Annotated in this window: 15 protein-coding genes; 9 read left to right on the top strand and 6 right to left on the bottom strand. The window is 34.6% G+C overall.

All coding sequences use genetic code 11. The features are described 5' to 3' along the window. Positions 1 to 110: 110 nt before the first annotated feature. From glmS to FLACHUCJ7_RS02335, 3 genes are read right to left on the bottom strand one after another with little or no spacing between them, the layout of a single operon-like run. Positions 111 to 1,961: a glutamine--fructose-6-phosphate transaminase (isomerizing) gene (gene glmS / locus FLACHUCJ7_RS02325; protein ID WP_180907778.1), complete on the bottom strand. Its 1,851-nt coding sequence runs from the start codon at positions 1,959 to 1,961 to the stop codon at positions 111 to 113. Positions 1,962 to 1,972: 11 nt separating this feature from the next. Further along, positions 1,973 to 3,730 (bottom strand): DUF4270 domain-containing protein, encoded by a 1,758-nt coding sequence (locus FLACHUCJ7_RS02330; protein ID WP_180907779.1) that lies wholly within the window; start codon positions 3,728 to 3,730, stop codon positions 1,973 to 1,975. Positions 3,731 to 3,751: 21 nt separating this feature from the next. Beyond that, positions 3,752 to 4,558, bottom strand: a complete 807-nt coding sequence (locus tag FLACHUCJ7_RS02335) for a glycogen/starch synthase (RefSeq protein ID WP_180907780.1) — start codon at positions 4,556 to 4,558, stop codon at positions 3,752 to 3,754. 107 nt (positions 4,559 to 4,665) lie between these two features. Between FLACHUCJ7_RS02335 and panC the strand changes: the two genes are divergently transcribed. The 6 genes from panC (at position 4,666) to FLACHUCJ7_RS02365 (ending at position 10,953) form a co-directional block, all read left to right on the top strand. Further along, positions 4,666 to 5,514 carry a pantoate--beta-alanine ligase gene (gene panC / locus FLACHUCJ7_RS02340; protein WP_180907781.1) on the top strand — a complete coding sequence of 283 codons (849 nt, stop codon included), beginning with the start codon at positions 4,666 to 4,668 and terminating at the stop codon, positions 5,512 to 5,514. 14 nt (positions 5,515 to 5,528) lie between these two features. Then, positions 5,529 to 5,879, top strand: coding sequence for an aspartate 1-decarboxylase (gene panD / locus FLACHUCJ7_RS02345; protein WP_031456621.1), 351 nt, complete (start codon positions 5,529 to 5,531; stop codon positions 5,877 to 5,879). A 164-nt stretch (positions 5,880 to 6,043) separates the two neighbouring features. Further along, complete coding sequence (locus FLACHUCJ7_RS02350) at positions 6,044 to 7,198, top strand: alpha/beta hydrolase (protein ID WP_180907782.1); 1,155 nt, start codon at positions 6,044 to 6,046, stop codon at positions 7,196 to 7,198. Next, positions 7,198 to 8,559, top strand: coding sequence for a DNA repair protein RadA (radA, locus tag FLACHUCJ7_RS02355; RefSeq protein WP_180907783.1), 1,362 nt, complete (start codon positions 7,198 to 7,200; stop codon positions 8,557 to 8,559). Before FLACHUCJ7_RS02350 ends, radA begins: the two co-directional genes overlap by 1 nt. Before the next feature lie 18 nt (positions 8,560 to 8,577). Next, positions 8,578 to 10,542: a transglycosylase domain-containing protein gene (locus FLACHUCJ7_RS02360; protein WP_180907784.1), complete on the top strand. Its 1,965-nt coding sequence runs from the start codon at positions 8,578 to 8,580 to the stop codon at positions 10,540 to 10,542. 3 nt (positions 10,543 to 10,545) lie between these two features. Next, entirely contained in the window at positions 10,546 to 10,953 is a 408-nt protein-coding gene (locus FLACHUCJ7_RS02365) for an RDD family protein (RefSeq protein WP_180907785.1), read from the top strand. Between the two features lie 12 nt (positions 10,954 to 10,965). On the opposite strand, the gene FLACHUCJ7_RS02370 is transcribed toward FLACHUCJ7_RS02365, so the two are convergent. Then, complete coding sequence (locus tag FLACHUCJ7_RS02370; RefSeq protein WP_180907786.1) at positions 10,966 to 11,715, bottom strand: LytR/AlgR family response regulator transcription factor; 750 nt, start codon at positions 11,713 to 11,715, stop codon at positions 10,966 to 10,968. After that, a complete protein-coding gene (locus FLACHUCJ7_RS02375) occupies positions 11,712 to 13,523 on the bottom strand; it encodes a tetratricopeptide repeat-containing sensor histidine kinase (protein ID WP_180907787.1) in 1,812 nt (603 codons plus the stop codon). The genes FLACHUCJ7_RS02370 and FLACHUCJ7_RS02375 overlap by 4 nt, the downstream gene beginning before the upstream one ends. A 177-nt stretch (positions 13,524 to 13,700) precedes the next feature. Here FLACHUCJ7_RS02375 and FLACHUCJ7_RS02380 point away from each other — a divergent pair, with 177 nt between their 5' ends. Both FLACHUCJ7_RS02380 and FLACHUCJ7_RS02385 read left to right on the top strand, forming a co-directional pair. Continuing rightward, complete coding sequence (locus FLACHUCJ7_RS02380; RefSeq protein WP_078228994.1) at positions 13,701 to 14,861, top strand: vWA domain-containing protein; 1,161 nt, start codon at positions 13,701 to 13,703, stop codon at positions 14,859 to 14,861. Positions 14,862 to 14,881: 20 nt separating this feature from the next. Further along, on the top strand, positions 14,882 to 15,505 hold the full coding sequence (locus tag FLACHUCJ7_RS02385; protein ID WP_078228995.1) for a murein L,D-transpeptidase catalytic domain-containing protein: 624 nt from the start codon (positions 14,882 to 14,884) through the stop codon (positions 15,503 to 15,505). 66 nt (positions 15,506 to 15,571) lie between these two features. Here the strand turns inward: FLACHUCJ7_RS02385 and FLACHUCJ7_RS02390 are convergent, their stop codons facing one another. Beyond that, positions 15,572 to 16,609: an aldo/keto reductase gene (locus tag FLACHUCJ7_RS02390; RefSeq protein ID WP_180907788.1), complete on the bottom strand. Its 1,038-nt coding sequence runs from the start codon at positions 16,607 to 16,609 to the stop codon at positions 15,572 to 15,574. A 551-nt stretch (positions 16,610 to 17,160) separates the two neighbouring features. On the opposite strand from FLACHUCJ7_RS02390, the gene FLACHUCJ7_RS02395 reads away from it, so the two are divergent. After that, the coding region (locus tag FLACHUCJ7_RS02395; protein WP_219634051.1) for a PA14 domain-containing protein at positions 17,161 to 21,508 on the top strand (4,348 nt) is incomplete at its 3' end.

Genomic DNA, 21,508 nt, shown 5'->3' on the forward strand with positions numbered 1-21,508 from the left:
TTAAGAAAAAAAATGCATTTATCTTAAAAATTCAAGGAAGGATAAAAAAATTGTCAATAAAAAAAGCGAGATGTAAATCTCGCTTTAATATTTGTTTGCTTTATTAAAAATTACTCTACGGTAACTGACTTGGCAAGGTTACGGGGCTGATCAACATTGCATCCTCTCATAACAGCAATGTGATACGATAAAAGTTGTAAAGGGATTGTCGTAATTAACGGTGATAATGCATCAGAAGTTTCTGGAATTTCAATTACATAATCTGCTAATTCACGAACCTGAGTGTCGCCTTTAGTAACTACGGCAATGATTTTGCCGCTTCTGGATTTGATTTCCTGAATGTTGCTTACAATTTTATCATAATGACCTTGTTTAGGCGCAATTACAATAACTGGCATTTGTTCATCTATTAAAGCAATTGGTCCGTGTTTCATTTCTGCTGCGGGATATCCTTCAGCATGAATATAGGATATCTCTTTAAGTTTCAATGCTCCTTCAAGGGCGACTGGAAAATTATAGCCACGTCCTAAATACAAACAGTTTGGTGCATCTTTAAAAGCTGCTGCAATTTCTTTAGCTCTTTCGTTTGTTTCTAATGCTTCAGCTACTTTTTCAGGAATAATTTCTAATTCTTGTAAATAGGTATGGAAATCGGTATTTGATAAAGTTCCTTTGGCTTTTCCTAATCTTAAGGCAATCATAGTTAAAACTGTGATTTGAGTAGTAAAGGCTTTAGTTGAAGCGACTCCAATTTCAGGTCCGGCATGTGTGTAAGCTCCTGCATGGCTCTCTCTGGAAATTGAGGATCCCACAACATTACAAACACCAAATACAAAAGCACCATTTTCTTTTGCTAATTTAATAGCTGCCATTGTATCTGCAGTTTCTCCCGATTGAGAAATAGCAATGACAACGTCATTTTTATTGATAATTGGATTTCTGTATCTAAATTCAGAAGCATATTCTACTTCTACCGGAATACGGGAGAATTCTTCAAAGATATATTCTGCAACTAAACCTGCATGCCATGAAGTTCCACATGCTACAATAAGGATACGATTTGCATTTAAGAATTTCTCGATATTGTCTTCAACACCTGCTAATTGAACAATTCCTTTATTTGCATTAAGTCTGCCTCTGTAAGTGTCTTTAATTACGCTTGGCTGTTCGTATATTTCTTTTAGCATAAAATGATCGTATCCGCCTTTTTCAATTTGCTCCAAATTCATTTGAAGTTCCTGGATGTAAGGGTCTACTAAAGAATCATCTTTTATTTTTCTGATCTTAAGTGGTTTGTGTAATCTGATATTTGCCATTTCGCCATCTTCTAAATATACTGCATTTGCAGTATATTCTATAAATGGTGAAGCATCAGATGCAATAAAATATTCGCCTTCTCCAACACCAATTGCTAATGGGCTTCCAAGCCTGGCGGCAACAATCTCATCAGGATTTTTTTTATCAAAAACAGCGATAGCATATGCACCTACAACCTGATTCAGAGCAATTTGAACTGCTTTTCCTAATTTTATCTTTTCGTTTTTCTGAACCTCTTCAATTAAGTTAACCAAAACTTCGGTATCTGTATCAGAGTGAAATATATAACCTCTTTTTTTTAATTCTTCTTTTAAAGGAGCGTAATTTTCGATTATTCCATTATGGATAATGGCCAACTCTCCTGAATTAGACAAATGGGGGTGTGAATTTAAATCATTAGGAACTCCATGAGTTGCCCAGCGTGTATGACCAATTCCGATAGTTCCGTTCGTTGTGAAATCTGCTTTTGCTTTTTCCTCAAGATCTGAAACTTTTCCTTTTGTTTTACAAAGTTTGATATCTGATTCCTGGTCGTATAGCATTACACCAGCACTATCATATCCTCTGTATTCGAGGCGCTTTAATCCTTTGATGACAATAGGATAAGCCTCTCTGTGACCTATATATCCAACAATTCCACACATATGTTATTTTTTTAATTTGGTTTCGTGTAGTAAATTTTAAGTTTTACTCTTTTAGCATAATTAGGAGCTCCTTCTGGAATATTGCCTCCATATAATACAGTTCCTAAAGGGCTCATTACTGATGCTGTTGGGATCTCTGAAATAGTACTTTCAACAGTTTTATCTAATTTAGATGATGCAGTTATATCTATACTTTCAGTAACTACTAAGCCTAATTTTACGTTAGTAACATCAGTATTTTTAATCAAATTTCGAATATGGTTTGTAATTCTTATTTTGTAGGTACCTATCTTAGTTGTTGGATCTATATTAAGCAAGCCATTAAAAACGGTCCTGCTTTTTTTAGCGTCACCATTGAGGCTTGTGCTACGATCTGCAGAATAATCTGAAAGGATAGTATTGTTTGTTAAATCATATAGATAGATTCTGCCTGGCTGTCTTGCTGCTGTTGTTGGGTCGGTTCCAATTAGACTTGCCATTTTTTGCGAATCAATAGTAAATATTAAATTGGCTTCATTTGTTAGCCATTTTTTAGACGTAACATTGTTTCTAATTTCGTCTAATTCATCATATACGCCATTTGGAGTTGTTTCCCAAGTTCCATCGTCTTTGTATCTTCCTAAGTCAGTTTTGTCAAAAAGTTCAATAACTGCCATTGATCCCTGACCTCCTTTTAAATATAATTTCTCGTCTGGAGTAACATCGTTTGTAGCAGCACTTGTGTAATAATCATCTGATGTGGGACTGCTGCTTTCTTCTTTTAAAAGACTTACGGTATTACCGGTTAAATTTATAACCAGTGTTTTTGATTCCATTACAGTTTCTGCATCAGTGGTAATAGCTGTTTTTGCTTTGTAAAAAATATTGATTTTTCCCTCACTAAACTTCATCATAGCCATTGTGCCTGAAATTGGTTTTCCTTCTGTATTTATTGCAGTAGTTTTTTCTACTTTAAAATACAGCCCTCTAAAATAATTTTTAAAAACATCATCAGAAGCTAATTTACTGGCAGGTGCATCAAATATTTTGGCTTTAAAAAAGGCTTTATTTAGATGCAGGCGCATTTCAGGTTTAATTCTTTTAATAACTTCAGCAGCAGTTTCAGTTTTTGGAGTTGTTTCTTTTATCTCTTTTGAGTTAAAAAAGAATTCATCATTTTCTGAAGCATCATTTGAAACACTACCATCTTTCTCTATTTTAGTGGTTCTATCATTTAATCTCACTCCTAAAGCCTGAGCTTTAGCTTGAAAATCGTCATTTCTGTCAGTATTGTAAAATTTACTGATATCATAACTATTGGCATTATAATTATTTAAATAAATACCTGATTCGTAAACGCTTAATTTTATTAATCCGGATTTAGGACCATAAATAGAGTCTAAAATGTAAGCAGTACTTCCGGTAGTTGATGTTTGTTCAGGATCAAGATGATGAAAATAAGGAACATTTAAAGTTACACTGTCAATAACAGCTCCTTCTCCTAATGTAGGGCCATATGATGCTAATGCAACCTGAGTATTAAAATTGGCTGTAGTTAATCCAAAAACAGGATTATCATAAATACCTAATGCATTTATGGGTAAGTTATTGGATGCTGTTGGAGTTACTTTTTGATTATAAGCTGTAACATTATAGTCTTCCGCTTCCAGTTCAAAATTACTGTCACCAATTATATCATCACCTATGGAATTAAATTCTTTATCGCAAGAATAAAATAGAGCAACTGTTGCTATTAATAGAATTTTCTTAAAAAAAGAAGTGTTATGCATGTTTAATAATAATGTTAAAATTTAAAGTCCCATCGTTCTGTAGAAATTTGTATACGCTTCTGCGAATGCATCTTTCGTGGCGAAAGGTAAAAAAGGTTTTCCTGAAGATTCTATAAATTTTGTTAAACTTGGTGATACGTTTTCTGAAGCAATGATTACTGCGTCTGAATGTAAAATGCTTGCTTTTAGGATATTTTCGTAGTTTGGAGTTTCTAAATCTACAACGGATTCGTGTGGTACTCCGTCAAATTTTACCTTATTAATCATCTCCAGATCCAGATTTTCATCAAAGGATTGTCCGTAAACTGAAGTTACAATTTTAGTTTCAGAAAATAAAGCTTCATTTTTATAATAATGTTTCATGTAAATCGGCAGCATAGAAGCAAGCCAACCGTGAACGTGAATAATATCCGGTACCCAGTTTAATTTTTTTACAGTTTCAACAACACCTTTTGCAAAGAAAATTGCTCTTTCATCATTGTCAGGATATAAAACACCCTCTTCATCGGCAAAAGTCGCTTTTCTTTTAAAATATTCATCGTTATCAATAAAATAAACCTGAATCCTTTCTTTTGGGATTGAAGCTACTTTGATAATCAGCGGCATGTCTAAGTCATTCACTACCAAATTCATCCCTGAAAGCCTGATTACTTCGTGTAATTGATGTCTTCTTTCGTTAATGTTTCCATATCTTGGCATGAAAATTCTTATTTGTCCGCCCTGATCATTAATCATTTTAGGTACGTCATAAGACATTAATGAAACCTCATTTTCAGCCAAATAAGGCACGACTTCAGATGATACATATAATATCCTCTTATCTTTCATAATAGTATTTTACTTAATTTTTGGTAATAAAAACGTTGCAAAATTACAAAAATTTATGCAGTTTATAACTAATATATTATGTTTGCACAAATTTTAATAATACCGCCATGCATATCTTCTACGGCAAAGTAGCCCTGATAGCTTATTTAAAAACTATCAAAACCACAAATTCTAATGTAGGATTTGTACCAACAATGGGCGCTTTGCACCAAGGGCATTTGGCTTTAATGCAACGTTCTCTTAAAGAAAATAATGATACTGTTGTAAGTATTTTTGTAAATCCTACACAATTTAACAATCCTGAAGATCTTGAAAAATATCCCCGTACGCTTGAAGAAGATGTAAAAAAAATGCGTGGGTTAAGTGATAAAATTATTTTATACGCGCCTTCTGTAGATGATATTTATGAAGGAAATACAATGTCACAATCGTTTGATTTTGATGGGTTGGAAAACCAGATGGAAGGAAAATTCAGACCAGGACATTTTAACGGTGTGGGAACTATTGTTAAACGTCTGTTTGAAATTGTTTCGCCAACGAATGCTTATTTCGGCGAGAAAGATTTTCAGCAATTGCAGATTGTAAAAAAAATGGTTGAAAAACATAATTTGTCTGTCAATGTAGTAGGCTGCCCTATTTTTAGAGAAGAAAACCAATTGGCCATGAGTTCTCGTAATGAAAGATTAACTCCGGCAGAACGAAAAGAAGCAGCTATTATTTATAAAACTTTAACTGAAGCAAAAGAAGTATTCAAAGTAAAAAGCCCTCAGGAAACAATTGAATTTGTCGAGAATTCTTTTAGAAACAATGAAAGATTTGAACTGGAATATTTTGTAATTGCTGACGAATCGACATTATTACCTGTCGAAGATAAAATTAAAGATAAAAATTACCGCGCATTTATAGCGGTATTTGTTAATTCTATAAGACTGATTGACACCATTTCATTAAATTAATTTACCTTTGCAACATGCAAATTCAAGTTATAAAATCAAAAATTCATCGTGTTAAAGTAACCGGCGCCGATTTAAATTATATTGGCAGTATTACTATCGATGAAACTTTACTGGATGCCTCAAATATTATTGAAGGTGAAAAAGTATCTATTGTAAACATTAATAATGGAGAACGTTTTGAAACTTATGCTATAAAAGGCGAGAGAAACTCAGGTGAAATTACACTGAATGGCCCTGCTGCCAGAAAAGTTCAAAAAGACGATATCATCATTATTATTTCATACGCAACCCTGGAATTTGAAGAAGCAAAAACCTTCAAACCATGGATTGTTTTTCCGAATGAAAATGACAATTCGCTAACCTAAAACCTTTACATTTTACTATTTTTTTTATTTGTCAAATTTATTTTGAACAAAGCAGATTTATTTTGTCTTAAATTTCTTTGCTTTTTAAAATCACAGTTTACAAAAAAAGCAAATAAAGTATTATATTGCCACCTTATTTTAATACTTTTTAATTATCCCAAATCATGAAAAAAGTTCACTTATTTTTTATTTTAATCTCTATTTCTGCTTTTTCACAAAAAACATTCGATAATATTAAATCGGAAAAACTGGGTACAGAGAGAAGAATAACTATAGGACTTCCTGCCTCCTATGAAACAAGTCCTTCAAAAAAATACCCTGTTTTATATTTACTGGACGGAGATTATTTATTCGATCCTTTTTTGGGAGCAATAAATTACGGAGTTTATTGGGATGATTTACCGGAAATGATTGTTATCGGGATTCATCAGAATCATGATGGAGAACGCTTTGATGATTCTACTATAGACCAAAATGTAGGGGTACCATTTGAAAAAGGGGCAGAGTTTTATGAATTTGTGGGAGGAGAATTACTTCCATATATTGAAAAAAAATACCGTACTGCACCTTTCAAAATTATTGCCGGTCATGATATAACGGCAAGTTATATAAACTTTTTTTTATACAAAGACAGACCGCTTTTTAACGGATATATTTGTTTAAGCCCTGAGCTTGCACCAAAAATGGAGGTTCGTATAGCAGAGAAATTTGCTCAGGTAAAAGAACCATTTTTTTATTATTTGTCAGCAGGCGAAGGAGATATAAAAAAGATAAAAGAGCCAATTGAAAAATTAGACAGCAATATTAAAGTTGCCAATAATCCGTTGGTAAGCTACAAATATGATTTGTTTAAAAATGCGACACACTATACAGAAGTTTTACATTCGATTCCAAGTGCCTTATATCATATTTTTGAAGTTTACAGGCCTATTAATTCTGCTGAATTTAAAGATAAAATTGCTGAACTGAAGTCGGGTTATGCGGATTATCTGGATAATAAGTACAATACAATGTCAGAAGTTTTAGGAGTTGATATTCCGGTTAGGATGAACGACTTTAAGGTTATTGAGAATCTTATTCTGAAAAACAATGCTTACGATGAATTAGGAAAAATGGCAGAAATTGCCAACGTTGATTACCCAAGGGCAATGTTGGGTGAATATGAATTAGGCTTGATGCATGAAAAAATGGGTGAACCAAAAAGAGCCTCAAAAAGATATCAAAATGCTTCGCAAATGGAGCCCATTGGCGAGTTGACCAGAGATATGATGTATCAGAAAATTGATGAAATGAATACGCTTGCAAAAAAAACAAAATAATGTCTAAAGTTAAAACTTCCTTCTTTTGTCAAAATTGCGGAACACAATATGCTAAATGGCAAGGACAGTGTAATGCTTGTAAAGAATGGAATACAATTGCAGAGGAAATTATTCAGAAGCAGGAAAAAGTAGCCTGGAAAAGTGAGCCGGCTTCAACAGGTAAAGCGCCACGACCGTTAAAAATTAATGAAATCGATTCGGCTCAGGAAATTCGAATGGATACTACTGACGGCGAATTGAACCGTGTTCTTGGAGGCGGAATCGTTCCCGGATCTTTAACGCTTTTAGGGGGTGAACCCGGAATTGGTAAAAGTACACTTTTGCTGCAGATTTCATTGAAATTGCCTTATAAAACCCTTTATGTTTCCGGTGAAGAAAGTCAGAAACAAATAAAGATGCGTGCCGAACGAATCACACCGGACAGCGATAATTGTTATATCCTCACGGAAACTAAAACACAAAATATTTTCAAACAGATTGAAGCGATTCAGCCTGAAATTGTCATTATTGACTCTATTCAGACTCTTCATACTGATTATATCGAATCTACGGCAGGAAGTATTTCCCAAATCAGGGAAACTACTGCCGAGCTGATCAAGTTTGCTAAAGAAACCAACATTCCGGTTATTCTGATCGGACATATCACCAAAGACGGAAATATAGCCGGGCCAAAAATTCTGGAGCATATGGTCGATACCGTTTTACAGTTTGAAGGAGATCGAAATCATGTTTACCGAATTTTACGTTCTTTAAAAAACCGTTTTGGCTCAACTGCCGAATTAGGAATTTACGAAATGCTCGGAAGCGGTTTGCGTGAAGTAAGCAACCCGTCTGAAATATTGATTTCGCATAAAGACGAAGAAATGTCCGGAACCGCAATTGCTACAACCATGGAAGGCATGCGTCCTTTGATGATTGAAATACAATCATTAGTAAGTACGGCTGTTTACGGAACTCCACAACGAAGTACAACTGGTTACAATGCCAAAAGACTGAATATGATTTTGGCTGTTCTTGAAAAAAGAGCAGGATTTCGTTTAGGAGCAAAAGACGTTTTTCTAAATGTTACCGGTGGAATTTCAGTAGATGATCCTGCAATTGATCTGGCTGTTGTGGCTGCAATTTTATCATCCAACGAAGATATTCCGGTTACAAAAGGTTTTTGTTTTGCGGGAGAAGTTGGCCTTTCCGGAGAAATTCGCCCTGTTAATCGTGTAGATCAGCGTATTCAGGAAGCTGAAAAATTAGGCTTCAATACTATCTTTGTATCCAAATACAACAAAATTGCCTTGAAAAATACAGGAATCAAAATTGAACTCGTAGCTAAAATTGAAGATGTGGCTAGTTTTCTGTTTGGTTAATTTTTATAAAACCTACTTATGCAATTTCCAAAACAAAAAATATTTAAAGCCTTAAAAATACTTACCGTAGTATTTATACTGCTCTGTATTGCCCTTTACTCTTTTCGTAATTCGCTTTTAAAACAAGCCATTGCGAAAGTAACTCATAAAATGGCGGTTGATTACAATAGCGATTTTTCGATAAAAGAAGCTTCTTTTGATGGTCTGTCAGGAGTTAAATTAACCGATATTGTTTTGGTTCCGAAAAATGCCGACACTCTTTTCAATATTAAAAAAATAGAAACTACTATCAGTCTGAGTAATCTGCTGATTGGTGATGTACAGCTTGGAACTTTAAAAATCAATGATGGCTACATCCAATTAGTTAAAAAAGGGAAAATCAGAAATTTTGATGCCTTTTTAAAAAAGAAGGATACTGAAGAAAAATCAGATGAAAAACGAAAATACGCAGACGTTGCTTATAACATCATTACAAAACTATTGAATTTGGTTCCGACTGATATGAAATTGGAAAATCTGAATTTCAAAATTGACGACAATGGAAAAAAAGCCACTATTGCTATTGATAAATTAGTTTTAAATAACAAACAGCTTACAACAAATCTACATGTACAAAGCAAAAATTTTGACCAACGCTGGAATATAAAAGGTTTTGCTGATCCAAGAGATAAAAAAGCTGACATTCGGTTTTTTAATCTGGATACCGGAGCAATCAAAGTTCCTTATTTAGACGAACGGTATAATTTAAAAGCAAGCTTTGATTCTATACGTTTAAATGTTGCTAATATTGATAAAGACGGAAGCGAATTGCATATTGATGGTTATACATCTATCGCCAATTTAAAAATTAATCATCCCAAAATTGCCAGTAAAGACGTCGTAATAAAAAATGCCCGATTTGATTATCGCTTTTTGTTGGGATCAGATTTTATTTCGATTGACAGTACTTCAACAATGCAGCTCAACAAAATAAAAGTAAAGCCGTATGTTTCATACAATACGGAATCGGATACGATTTATACCTTAAAAGTTGATATTCCAAAAATGAAAGCGCAGGATTTTATCGTTTCATTGCCTGATGGATTGTTCACGCATTTTCAGGGAATGGAAGCGACCGGAAACTTCGATTATAAACTGGATTTTAAATTCAATAAAAACAAACCAAATACTTTAGTTTTTGATAGTAAACTCAATAAAGAAAACCTGAGGATTACTAAATACGGAGAAGCAAACCTGAACAAACTAAATGGAGAGTTTGTGTATCGTGCCATTATTCAAAATGTTTTACAGCGTCCTGTATTGGTTGGAAGTGGGAATCTGAATTACACACCTTTGGATCAGATTTCGCCTTATTTGCAAAAATGTGTATTGACTACAGAAGATCCGTCTTTCTTTTCGCATCGCGGATTCATCAATGAAGCTTTCAAACAATCGATTCTTAAGAATATTAGAACGAAAAAATTCTCGCGCGGCGCCAGTACGATTAGCATGCAATTGATTAAAAATGTTTTCCTGACACGTGAAAAGACACTTTCGCGAAAGCTGGAAGAAATTTTGTTGGTTTATATTTTAGAAAACAACCGAATTGTAAGCAAAGAAAGAATGCTGGAAGTGTATTTCAATATTATTGAATGGGGACCAAATGTTTACGGAATTGGGGAAGCAAGCCAGTTTTATTTCCAAAAAAGGCCTTCAGACCTAAGTGTAGATGAATGTTTGTATCTGGCAACGATTATTCCGAAGCCTAGAAAATTCATGTATCAGTTTAATGATGAAGGAAACCTGAAAGATTATGCACTACAAAATCAAAAATTCTTAAAGAATTTAATGTTCCGCAGAGGACTTTTAATTCCAGAAGATACGCTTGGGCAGCTGCCGGTTTACATATCCGGAAATGCACGTTCATTAATCAAAATCAAAGTGCCGGATTCAACTGCGGTTCCTGTTGATTCTTTATCGATAAATGATGAGTTTGATCTTTAAAACATGAGAAAACGTGACTACATATTTAAAAGAATTGGAGCCGCTTTAATAGATTTGTTTTTGTTTGCGCTGATAATTAAAATAGTAGAACCATTTTTATTTTATGAGCATAGTCGTAATCCAGCAAACACGGATAATAACGGTTACTTTTTTTTAGTATACTATTTTGTATATCTTTCTCAGGATATTCTCATGAATAAGACTATTGGAAAACATATATTCAAATTAGAAATGGTGTTTGATAATGTGCAACCTAATGGTTATAAAAAATATATCAGAATAGTCATAAGAAGAATATTTGATTTATTTGAATTAGTTTGTCCTTTTATTTATTTACTGTCCATTATTTTAACAAAGAAAAACCAAAAATTAGGAGATATAATTGCAAAAATGATTATAAAACCAAATTAACGTAAATCGATTCTATTTAAAATTTTTCAAAAATTCTTCTTTATAAGTCGGAGAAACTTCAATTTCAGAACCATCGTTAAGGGTAATAATTCCACCTTTATTATACGATTTCACACAATTCATATTGATGATATGCGATTTGTGAACGCGAATAAAAGGCAAAGGCAAAATTTCTGAAAAGTGTTTTAAAAACCGGCAGACCATTTTTTTGTTTCCGTTGTTCAAATACAAATCAGTGAAATTCCCGTTTCCGCGCAGGCGAACGATCTCTTCCATTTTGACAACTTCAAATCCTTCCAGTGTGGGCAGGATTACCTGTTGTTTTTCAGGTTTGGATTCATGGAAATTCTCGACAATAATTTTATTTCGGTTAAAGATTTCCTGATTCATGATTTGGTGATGAACCTTGTTAACTGCCACAATCAATTCTTCAATAGATATAGGCTTTAGTAAATAATAAGCCGCACTTTGGTTCAGGGCTTTTAAAGAATATTCAGAAAAAGCGGTTACAAATATGGTTTCGAATTGTAAATCTTTACAGGCTTCCAGAACATCAAAAGCATTTCCGAAAGGCATTTCGACATCCAGAAAAACCAATTGTGGCTGTATTTCGTGTAAAAGAGGTACAGCTTCTTTTATATTCTGTGCTTCCCCGACCACTTCTACCTGCGGACAATATTTGCTCAGATAATTTTTAAGAACTTCCCGCGCTGCCAGTTCATCTTCGACAATTACACTCTTTATCTTTTGAAAAGTCATCATATGGAATCGATTAAAGGGAAGATAATTTCAACTACAGTACCTGATTCCGGAAATTCTTTTTCTTTGATTGTAAAAGAAATATTCTTTTTATACAATTCATTCAGTAAACCAACTCGTTCTTTAGTATTGTTTAGGCCTCGTGATTCATGTACTTTCTGATTACTGGTTTTGAGTTCCTGACTTTTGGTTAAACCAATTCCGTTATCTTCAATAACTACAATTACTTTTTCGTTGTAATACTGAAATTGAAGATGTAAAAATCCTTTTTTATCTAAGTAACGCAAGCCATGCCAAATCGCATTTTCTAAATGCGGCTGAATAATCATATTGGGTACAAAAACACTTTCGGTATCCAGATCTTTATCAACCGTAATTTTAAAATCAAATTTATCCTGAAAACGCAAATGTTCCAGGTCTAAGTATTTTTTTAATTGCTCGACTTCTTTATCCAGTATAATGAAATCCTTATTGGAGTTTTCCATCATATCACGCATCAAAGTAGAGTAGGAAGTAAGGTATTTGTTGGCTTCGAGTTCTTTGTTTTCAGAAATAAACTGATTGACGCTGTTGAGACTATTAAAAATAAAGTGCGGATTCATTTCACGGCGCAATGACTGCAAAGCGATTTCTTTGTTCTTAGTTTTGATGGAATAAAGTGATTTTACAATAAAAACAAACAAGACCAAAAGCAACATAACAGATCCTATTAAAAAATAATTGAAGGTGTTTTTCTTTGTGATTAATTCATCTTTAAGAGACTTTTCTTTCTCGAGCTGGCGAATTTTACCTTCTGTAATCTGGAATTTTTTAGTATTAATTAATGTCGTATCAGATTGAATTAATTGCTCGAAGTTTTTAATAAACCCTTCATAAAGCGCCATGCTTTCTTTTTCATTTCCTTCGGCTTTATAATATTGTACCAATTCTGATAACGTTTTTTTTGCTTCGGCTGAATTTCCTTTTCGGGAGGCAAGATCATAAGCTTCTTTCAATGATAAAACGGCTTTGTTTGGTTCTTCTTTTTTAAAATAAAGAGAAGCCAGCGATTGTAATTGTTTTATTTGGGTATTAAAATCCTCTTTCGTTACGGCTTCTGCCAAAAGCTTTTCGTTGATGCCAATTGCTTTTTCAAACTGATTGTCTGAGGCATATACATTTGCTATTTCATTTTTAAGATTGATAACAGCTTCGGGTTTGTCTTTTGCATAAGCAATTGCTTTTTTGTAGCTTTCTATGGCAACCTTTTTATCTTTTAATTCTAATGAATTTTGGGCTTTCTGAACATAAGCTTCTGTAACTTCCTTGCTTTTATTTTCCTTTTTCAGCAATTCAATATTGGAATCGACATAATCTTTTTGACTGGCCGGATTTGACTTGTTTTTAAGTCGGTTAGCATCATTTAAATTGATTTTTTCTTCAGAAACATCTTTTGCCAATGAACCGGCGACTTCATAATTTTTAATTGCCGAATCAAAGTTTTTCTGGTTTTCCTGAGTTTTGGCTAAACTTCGTGTTACACGGGTTTTATCTTCGGTGAGTTTTAGTTTGGTATAACTGTTTAATGCCCTTTTAAAATATTCCTCGGCTTTGGCATTGTCCCCTTTATTTAAAAATTCGTTGGCCAGATTTTCGTAATTCCGTGCAATTTGACCTTCATCATTTGCATCCAGAGATTTTTCCAGATTCTTCGCAGCTTTACTCATTTTACTCAATGGAACTGCTTTCTTTTTAGCAAGGGAATCCTGTGCGGTTACTCCAATAGGAATCAGCAGTATTGTGTATAAGATGATACTAATTATTCGTTGCATTCGTTGCTTTTCAACAAAACCGGAAAGGTTTCAGTTAATATTGTAAAGTAAAGTATTTTAAACTCCTTTTACAACTTGTTTCACCAAGTCAAAATACCGTTTCACCATTTCTTCAAAAAATGAGGATTTTAAGTTTTTAAGTTTGAACTGTAATCAACCAACTAAAAACTAGAAATTATGAAATCTCAATTTTTTATCCCCGCTCTTTTTGCTGTTATAGTTTCTTTAGTAAGCTGCAATTCATCCCATGCAAATCCAAAAAAAGATACTGGAATTAAAAAAACAATTACAGCCGAAAGTACTAAAATACAAGTGGCCCTTTTATTGGATACCTCCAGCAGTATGGACGGATTAATTGATCAGGCAAAATCAAGGCTTTGGAATATCGTCAATACATTAACAACATTAAAATATGATGGAAAAACTCCTGATATCGAAATTGCTTTATATGAATACGGAAATGACGGATTATCGAAGCAATCCAATTATATCCGACAGATAACACCACTCTCTACAGATTTGGATTTAATTTCTGAAAAGTTATTTGCCTTAAGAACCAATGGAGGAAATGAATATTGCGGAGCCGTTATTCAGGATGCAACAAAACAATTAAAGTGGGCGAGAGAAAAGAGCAATATGAAACTCATTTACATTGCCGGAAATGAAGATTTTAACCAGGGCGAAATAAATTATAAGGAAGCGATTAGTGACGCTTTGAAGAATGATATTTATGTGAACACTATTTTTTGCGGCAATAAAACCGAAGGTATAAATATTCTCTGGAAAGATGGCGCCGATTATGGCAAAGGAAAATATTTTAATATCGATTCAAATCAGACTGTACAATATATCGCTACTCCGTATGATGATGAAATTTCAAAATGCGACGAAAAACTAAATAAAACGTATATCAATTATGGTTCAAAAGGATATGAGAAAAAAATGAACCAAAATGTGCAGGATCAAAATGCAAAAAAAGTTTCGGCATCTAATTATACAGAACGCGCTGTAAGCAAATCAAAAACAGTTTATAAAAACGAAAGCTGGGATCTGGTGGACAAAGTAAAAGAAGACGCGGCGGCAATTTCTAAAATTAAAAGGGAAGAATTGCCGGTTGAGCTTCAAAATAAATCGACAGAAGATATAAAAACTTTTGTAACTCAAAAATCAAAAGAAAGAGAAACAATTCAAAAAGAAATTGCTGTCTTAGCTAAAAAGCGTCAGGAATATATAGATACAGAGTCTAAGAAAAATAAAAAACAGGATGATTTAGGTAATGCTATTAATACTTCAATACTGGGTTTTGCACAAGTGAAAGGTTATAAGGTTGAAAAATAGCAAAGTATCCAATCTGTAATATGAGAAAGAATATTTTAATCTTGCTTTTAATTGGAATTTTTGGCGCAAGTTTTGCATGCAGAAATGACAAGGGGAAGGATTTGAAAACTATAAATGTAAAACCGGTTTATTCTTATGAAGAGAATCTAAAAAAGGAGGTAGCTGTTATAAAGAGATTTTTGGGGGAATCTCCTAAATATAATTCAGATGTTGCCTTCTTTTTAGATATGAAGATAGAATCAGGAAAAAACCGGTTTTTTATTTACGATTTAAAACATGACAAATTACTCGGCAAAGGATTAGTAGGACATGGTTCTGGGTCAGAAACGGGTATTACCGGGAAACTAAAGTTTAGCAACGTAAAAAATTCCAATTGTAGTTCTTTAGGGAAATATGCAATTGGCGGTTCTTACACCGGAAGATTTGGCAAATGTTATAAATTATATGGTTTAGACGAAACAAATAGTAATGCTTTTGACCGGAATATAGTACTTCATAAATATTACGATGTCCCTTTTGAACAACAGCCTTATCCTATTTGCAACAGTCTTGGCTGTCCAATGGTGAATGAAAAGTTTTTTGTAGTTATCGAAAAATTCATTGATAGTTCAAAAAAGAAAATCATTCTGGTTATGTACTATTAAGTCAATTCTAAAAATAAATCCCGATAGCTGGAAGGCTTTCGGGATTTTGTATTTAATGATTCGAATTTAAGGAGCCGGATCCGGAATAATAGTCTGAACGTTATCAATCTCAGCCAGGATTTCTTTTGAAAGCGTTACATCAACAGTTGCAATATTTTCTTTTAACTGATCTAATGATGTAGCCCCAATAATAGCGCTTGTTAAAAAGGGCTGTTGCAATACAAAGCCTAAAGCCAGCTCGGTCAAAGTCAATCCGTGTTTGTGGGCAATTTCCTGATATAAACGAGTTGCCTGAGTGCTTTGCTCGCTGTTGTAACGTTTGTATTGAGGAAAAAGATTGATTCTGGCATTTGGGTGAGGTTCTCCGGTTAAGAACTTACCAGATAAAACTCCAAAAGCTAACGGAGAATAAGCAAGCAATCCCACATTTTCATGAATGGAAACTTCGGCAGAACCAACTTCGAAAAGGCGATTCAATAAATTATACGGATTTTGAATTGTTTTGATTCTTGGAAGATTTTGGTATTTGCTTTCTTCAAGAAAACGCATCATTCCCCACGCATTTTCGTTTGAAACGCCCAGATGTTTTATTTTGCCTTCTTTAATCAAACCCTCAAAAGTTTCAAGAACCTCCCGGAAATTATCTTCCCAGGCTTCATCCTGAACTTTAAATCCGCGCTGTCCAAAACAATTGGTTTTGCGTTCCGGCCAATGCAGTTGGTACAAATCGATATAATCTGTCTGCAGGCGTTTTAAGCTATTTTCTAAAGCATATTTAATACTCGCAGGAGAGAAATCTAAGTTCTCACGCATATATCCAAAATTAGGATTTGGTCCGGCAATTTTAGAAGCCAAAATAACTTTGTCACGATTTCCCGTTTTTTTAAACCAGGTACCGATAATTTTCTCAGTACTTCCATAAGTTTCTTCACGACCCGGAACTGAATACATTTCGGCTGTATCAAAAAAGTTGACACCATTTTCAAATGCATAATCCATTTGCTGATGTCCTTCAGATTCTGTGTTTTGTTCACCAAAGGTCATAGTGCCCAGACAAATTTTACTCACTTTTATATCGGTATTGGGCAGGGTAGTATATTTCATATTTTGTGGTATTGCAATATTTTCTCAAAGATACAACCGTATTTTTTAAATGAAAAAGTTACAAGAGTTAAAAAACGCTTAAGCATTTTTATGAAAACTCAATGGTTTGATTTATAGGAATCTAGCTTTTTTGCTTCTTTTTTTTATAAAAAGTCATTGAGGATTGAAAATCAGATGTTTTGTGTTTTTTTATGTAGTAATAAGATTACTTAATCTTGTAGCTAACGTAATTTTTATTGTAGGTAAATACTTCTTATTCTTACTTTTTTTATTTCAAAACAGGTCGCTCATCGACTAATAATGTCTTTCATCTAAAAGGTCTGAAATTTCATAAAAAACCTGATTTTACGAGCTAATTTTGTTTCATAATCTAAGTCAAAATTGATTACAAAAATAAATCCCTCCTACGGGTTTTTACGTAGGTATAAGGAAATACAAATTTTTTGAAGAATTCGATTTTTGATGTTCCTGAAGTCAGGTAGTAATGTTAGAAATAATCAACAAAATCTAATTGTTATAACATTCTTTAAAAAGAATTAATAATATTTATTATGAAAAAAACTTTACTTAAATCTAGAGTTTTAGCAACCGTTTTATTTTTTACAGTTTTTTTGTTTGGGAACACAGTTTTTGGACAAACGACAGGAGATTATCGCTCTGTTGGGACTGGTAACTGGACTACTCTTTCAAGTTGGCAATATTATAACGGTACTAGCTGGGTTGCAGCAACAAGTTATCCTGGTCAGAGTGCAGGAACAACTAAAACAGTAACAATCCGTGATACACATAGCATCACATTAAACACTAACATAACTAATAGTTTCACCTCTTTGGTAATTGGAAATGGGTCGAGTGGGAAATTAATTGTAAATGGCACTATCACAGTTAATACTAAAAGAGTTACAATCAATTCAAATGGTCTTATGTCATTTGTAGGTAGTAGTACAATAACTTTTCCAGCCAACACTTCATTTGTAGTTAATGGAGGAAGATTAGTTTCTGAAAGTAATCCTTGTAGCAACAATACTGCCCTTTATATAGGCAGTACTAAGGTATCTGCCTGTAACGGCAATGGTGGTGGCGCTCTTTCTGATTTTGATACATTTAATGCCAGAGGCGGAACAGGAAGCGTCACGTCAAACAGTCCTGTCTGTAATGGTAATACGTTGACATTTACAGCTACACCTCCAACTGCAACTTCTGGTTCTTACACATATGAATATAAATGGTCAGGTAATGGAATTTCTACTGGTTATAGTTCTAGTCCTACTTATTCTACTACTGCTAACTATTACAACCACGGGGGAACTTATACTGTGGATATTAGAAGAAACGATGGTATTGTTTCGACAGTATCAACAGATGTTGTAGTAAATCCAACTCCGGTTGGTGGAGGAGTTTACGATGGGAATTCACCTATATGTTTAAATTCCTCTACAGGAAATATGACGTTAAGAGGTGGTTATGTAGGTAATATAGTGAGATGGGAAAAGAAGTTAAGCACTGATTCTTCATGGACTCCAATTTCAAATACTTCAGCTGTATATTCTGAAAATCCTTCTGTAGCTGGTACTTGGCAGTATAGAGCAGTTGTAGGTAGTGGAGCCTGTCCGGTTGTTTATTCAAGTCCATTTTCAGTTGTTGTTAATCCTGAGTTGACAATTACGTTGGTAAGTAATAATTCAATAGGTTGTCAGAATAATAGTAATAGTACACTTTCCTATACTTCAATAACGGGAAATGCTAATTTAGTTTACCTGGATTTTACTTCTTCAGCAGTTTTTGGGTCTAATATGCATCAAGTTATTGGAGTATCAGCAGGTCCTGGTACAATAACTATTCAATATAATTGGGGTGCGGCTCCAGGTACTTATAATGGAGTATTAACGGTTGTTAAAGATACTCAGACTCCAAATTGTACAAGTTCAATAACATACCCGATTAGTCTTACGATAAATCCGGCGGGAACTGTCCCACCATCAATATCTTCTCAACCAGTTGCTCCACCTGCAGTATGTTCTGGAAGCGGTACGCAAACAATCTCTGTTGCAGCAACAGGAACAGGTTTAACTTATCAATGGAGAAGAAATTCTTCACCATTAACAAACGGTGGTGTTATAAGCGGAGCAACAACATCAACTCTTACTTTAACAAATCCAACAACAGCTAATGCAGGAACTTATGATGTAGTTGTTACAGGTACTTGTTCTTCAGGAGTAACTTCTAATCAGGTAACCGTAACTGTAAATGCGAATTTATCAGCTGTTGCAGTGACACCTAATATAGCTCAGAATGTTTGTATTACGGGTTCGGGTTCAGCTTTAACAGCTTCTCCAACAGGAGGAGGAACAGTAACTTACCAATGGGGTAAACGCTCTGTTTCGGGAGGAGCAATAACGGCCATAGGAGGTCAAACATCAGCTTCATATACTCCAACAGGAGCGGGATTAACATTGGGTACATGGTATATTGTATGTACCGGTACTCCAACATGTGGCAGTCCGATAATTTCAAATGAAGTAACAGTAACGGTAAATCAAGCTTTATCGGCTGCACCAATAACCCCAAATACGGCTCAAAATATTTGTGTTTCAGCTCCAGGTACAGCTTTGACAGTTACTCCGACAGGAGGAGGAACAGTAACTTATCAATGGGGTAAACGCTCTGTTTCGGGAGGAGCAATAACAGCTATTGGTGGTCAAACTGCTTCATCATATACTCCAACAGGTGCCAGTTTAACAGCGGGTACATGGTTAGTAGTTTGTACCTCTACTCCATCATGTGGCAGTCCGATAATATCAAATGAAGTAACAGTAACGGTGAATACAGCTCCGGTAACTCCAGGAACGATAACTCAACCAACGAATATATGTGCAGGTACAACAGGAAATATATACAGTATTGCTTCTGTAAATGGAGCAACTTCTTATAACTGGTCAGTTACCGGAGCCGGTTGGGCAGTGACAGCAGGAGGAACAACTGCATCAGCAACCATTACAATCGGTTCAGGTGCAGGAACAGTTTCTGTTACTGCGACCAATGCTTGTGGTACTAGTTCTGCTTCTACAACAGGTAGTGTCACTCCAACTACTGCCCCTTCTACTCCAGGAACGATAACCCAACCAACTAATAAATGTGCAGGTTCAACAGGAAATACATATAGTATTGCTGCTGTAAGCGCTGCAACTTCTTATACTTGGTCTGTAACAGGAACAGGGTGGTCAGTAACAGCAGGAGGCAATACAACTTCAGCGACTATAACAATTGGATCGGGTGTAGGAACAGTTTCTGTTACGGCGACTAATGGTTGTGGTACCAGTTCTGCATCTACGACAGGGAGTATTACTCCAACGACTGCTCCAACAACTCCAGGAACCATAACGCAACCAGTAAATAAATACACTAATACTACTGGAAATATTTTTGCTATAGCTGCTGTAAGTGGCGCAACTTCTTATACGTGGTCAGTTACAGGAACAGGATGGTCTATAACATCAGGAGGCAATACAACTTCAGCGACTATAACAATTGGTTCAGGAGTAGGAACAGTTTCTGTTACGGCTAGCAATGCTTGTGGAACAAGTTCTGCTTCTATTACAGGTAATGTTACTCCAGATACTGTATGTACCGCAACAACTGAAACCCCAGGCAATAATTATTGGAAGGGTTATGTATACACATACAATGGAACTCCTACGGCGACAACCTATATTGGTTCTGTAGCAGAGAAACCTGTTTTTGATAGAAATGTTGCTACAGGAACAATTACAGGAGACTCAAGTGTTGAGGCGAATAATTTTTGTGGGCCAGCACCTAGCGACAATTTTTTTGTTAGATATTTAATGAACGTTACTCTTGCCGAAGCAGGAAACTATGTCATAACTGTTGGTGGTGATGACGGATATCGTTTGTATATTGATAATGTTTTAGTTACGTCATTGAGTAATTGGGGAGATCATTCGTATACATATAATTTTACCACTCAAACATTAACTGCGGGGAGTCATATATTTAAACTAGAATACTATGAAAATGGAGGGGATTCAAGGGTTAGTTTTTCTTATGGTTTACCAAAAGGAGATCCCAATTTGCCTTTTGGAGATAAAGTCTGGAATGTTTATGGATTTATAAAAGCAAATTTAGATTTTACAAATACTGAATTAAGAGATAGCTATGCAGGTTATTACATCGACCCAAATATAAATATTCAATCACAAACTTTTTGGAATAAAACACAATCACCATCAGTAAATAATAGTGCATGGAATGGTGCTCCAATTCAAGTTGATTATTTTACAATGACCTATAAGCGTAAAGGATTTCCTTGTGGGCGCTACCAGATACAGCTAGTAAATTGTGACGATGTCGCTCAGATTTATATAGACGGAAGTTTAATTTTTACTCAGGCCTACACAACAACAGGCACCATCATTAACAGCGGAGCTTATTATACCTTAAATAAAAATTCAGAAGTTGAAATACGCCTGAGAGAGGATGCAGGAGATGCTAATGTTGCTTTTAATTTTATAGATGTTCCTTTTGCTTACGATGGCTCAACAGCGCCACCGTCCGGAACTTCTATAGCAGTGAGTCAGGATTCTATTTTAGCTAATAGTGCAGAGGTATGCTCATGTTATATTAGTAGTGGAAAAACTTTAACAGTTCCCGCAGATGTTACATTAAGTGTAATTGAAACTATTGATGTTAAAACGGATGGTAAATTAGTTATAAAAAATAATGGCTCTCTACTACAGGATACTAATGGCTTATACATTGGTGCGGCTAATTCGTTTATAATGGAACGTACTTCATTTCCGATGAAGAATTTCGATGCTACTTATTGGTCATCACCTGTAGTTGGACAAACCTTGGTTGGTTTATCTCCTAACACTTTGTCAG

Source organism: Flavobacterium salmonis, assembly GCF_903819435.1.
Classification (GTDB): domain Bacteria; phylum Bacteroidota; class Bacteroidia; order Flavobacteriales; family Flavobacteriaceae; genus Flavobacterium; species Flavobacterium chungangense.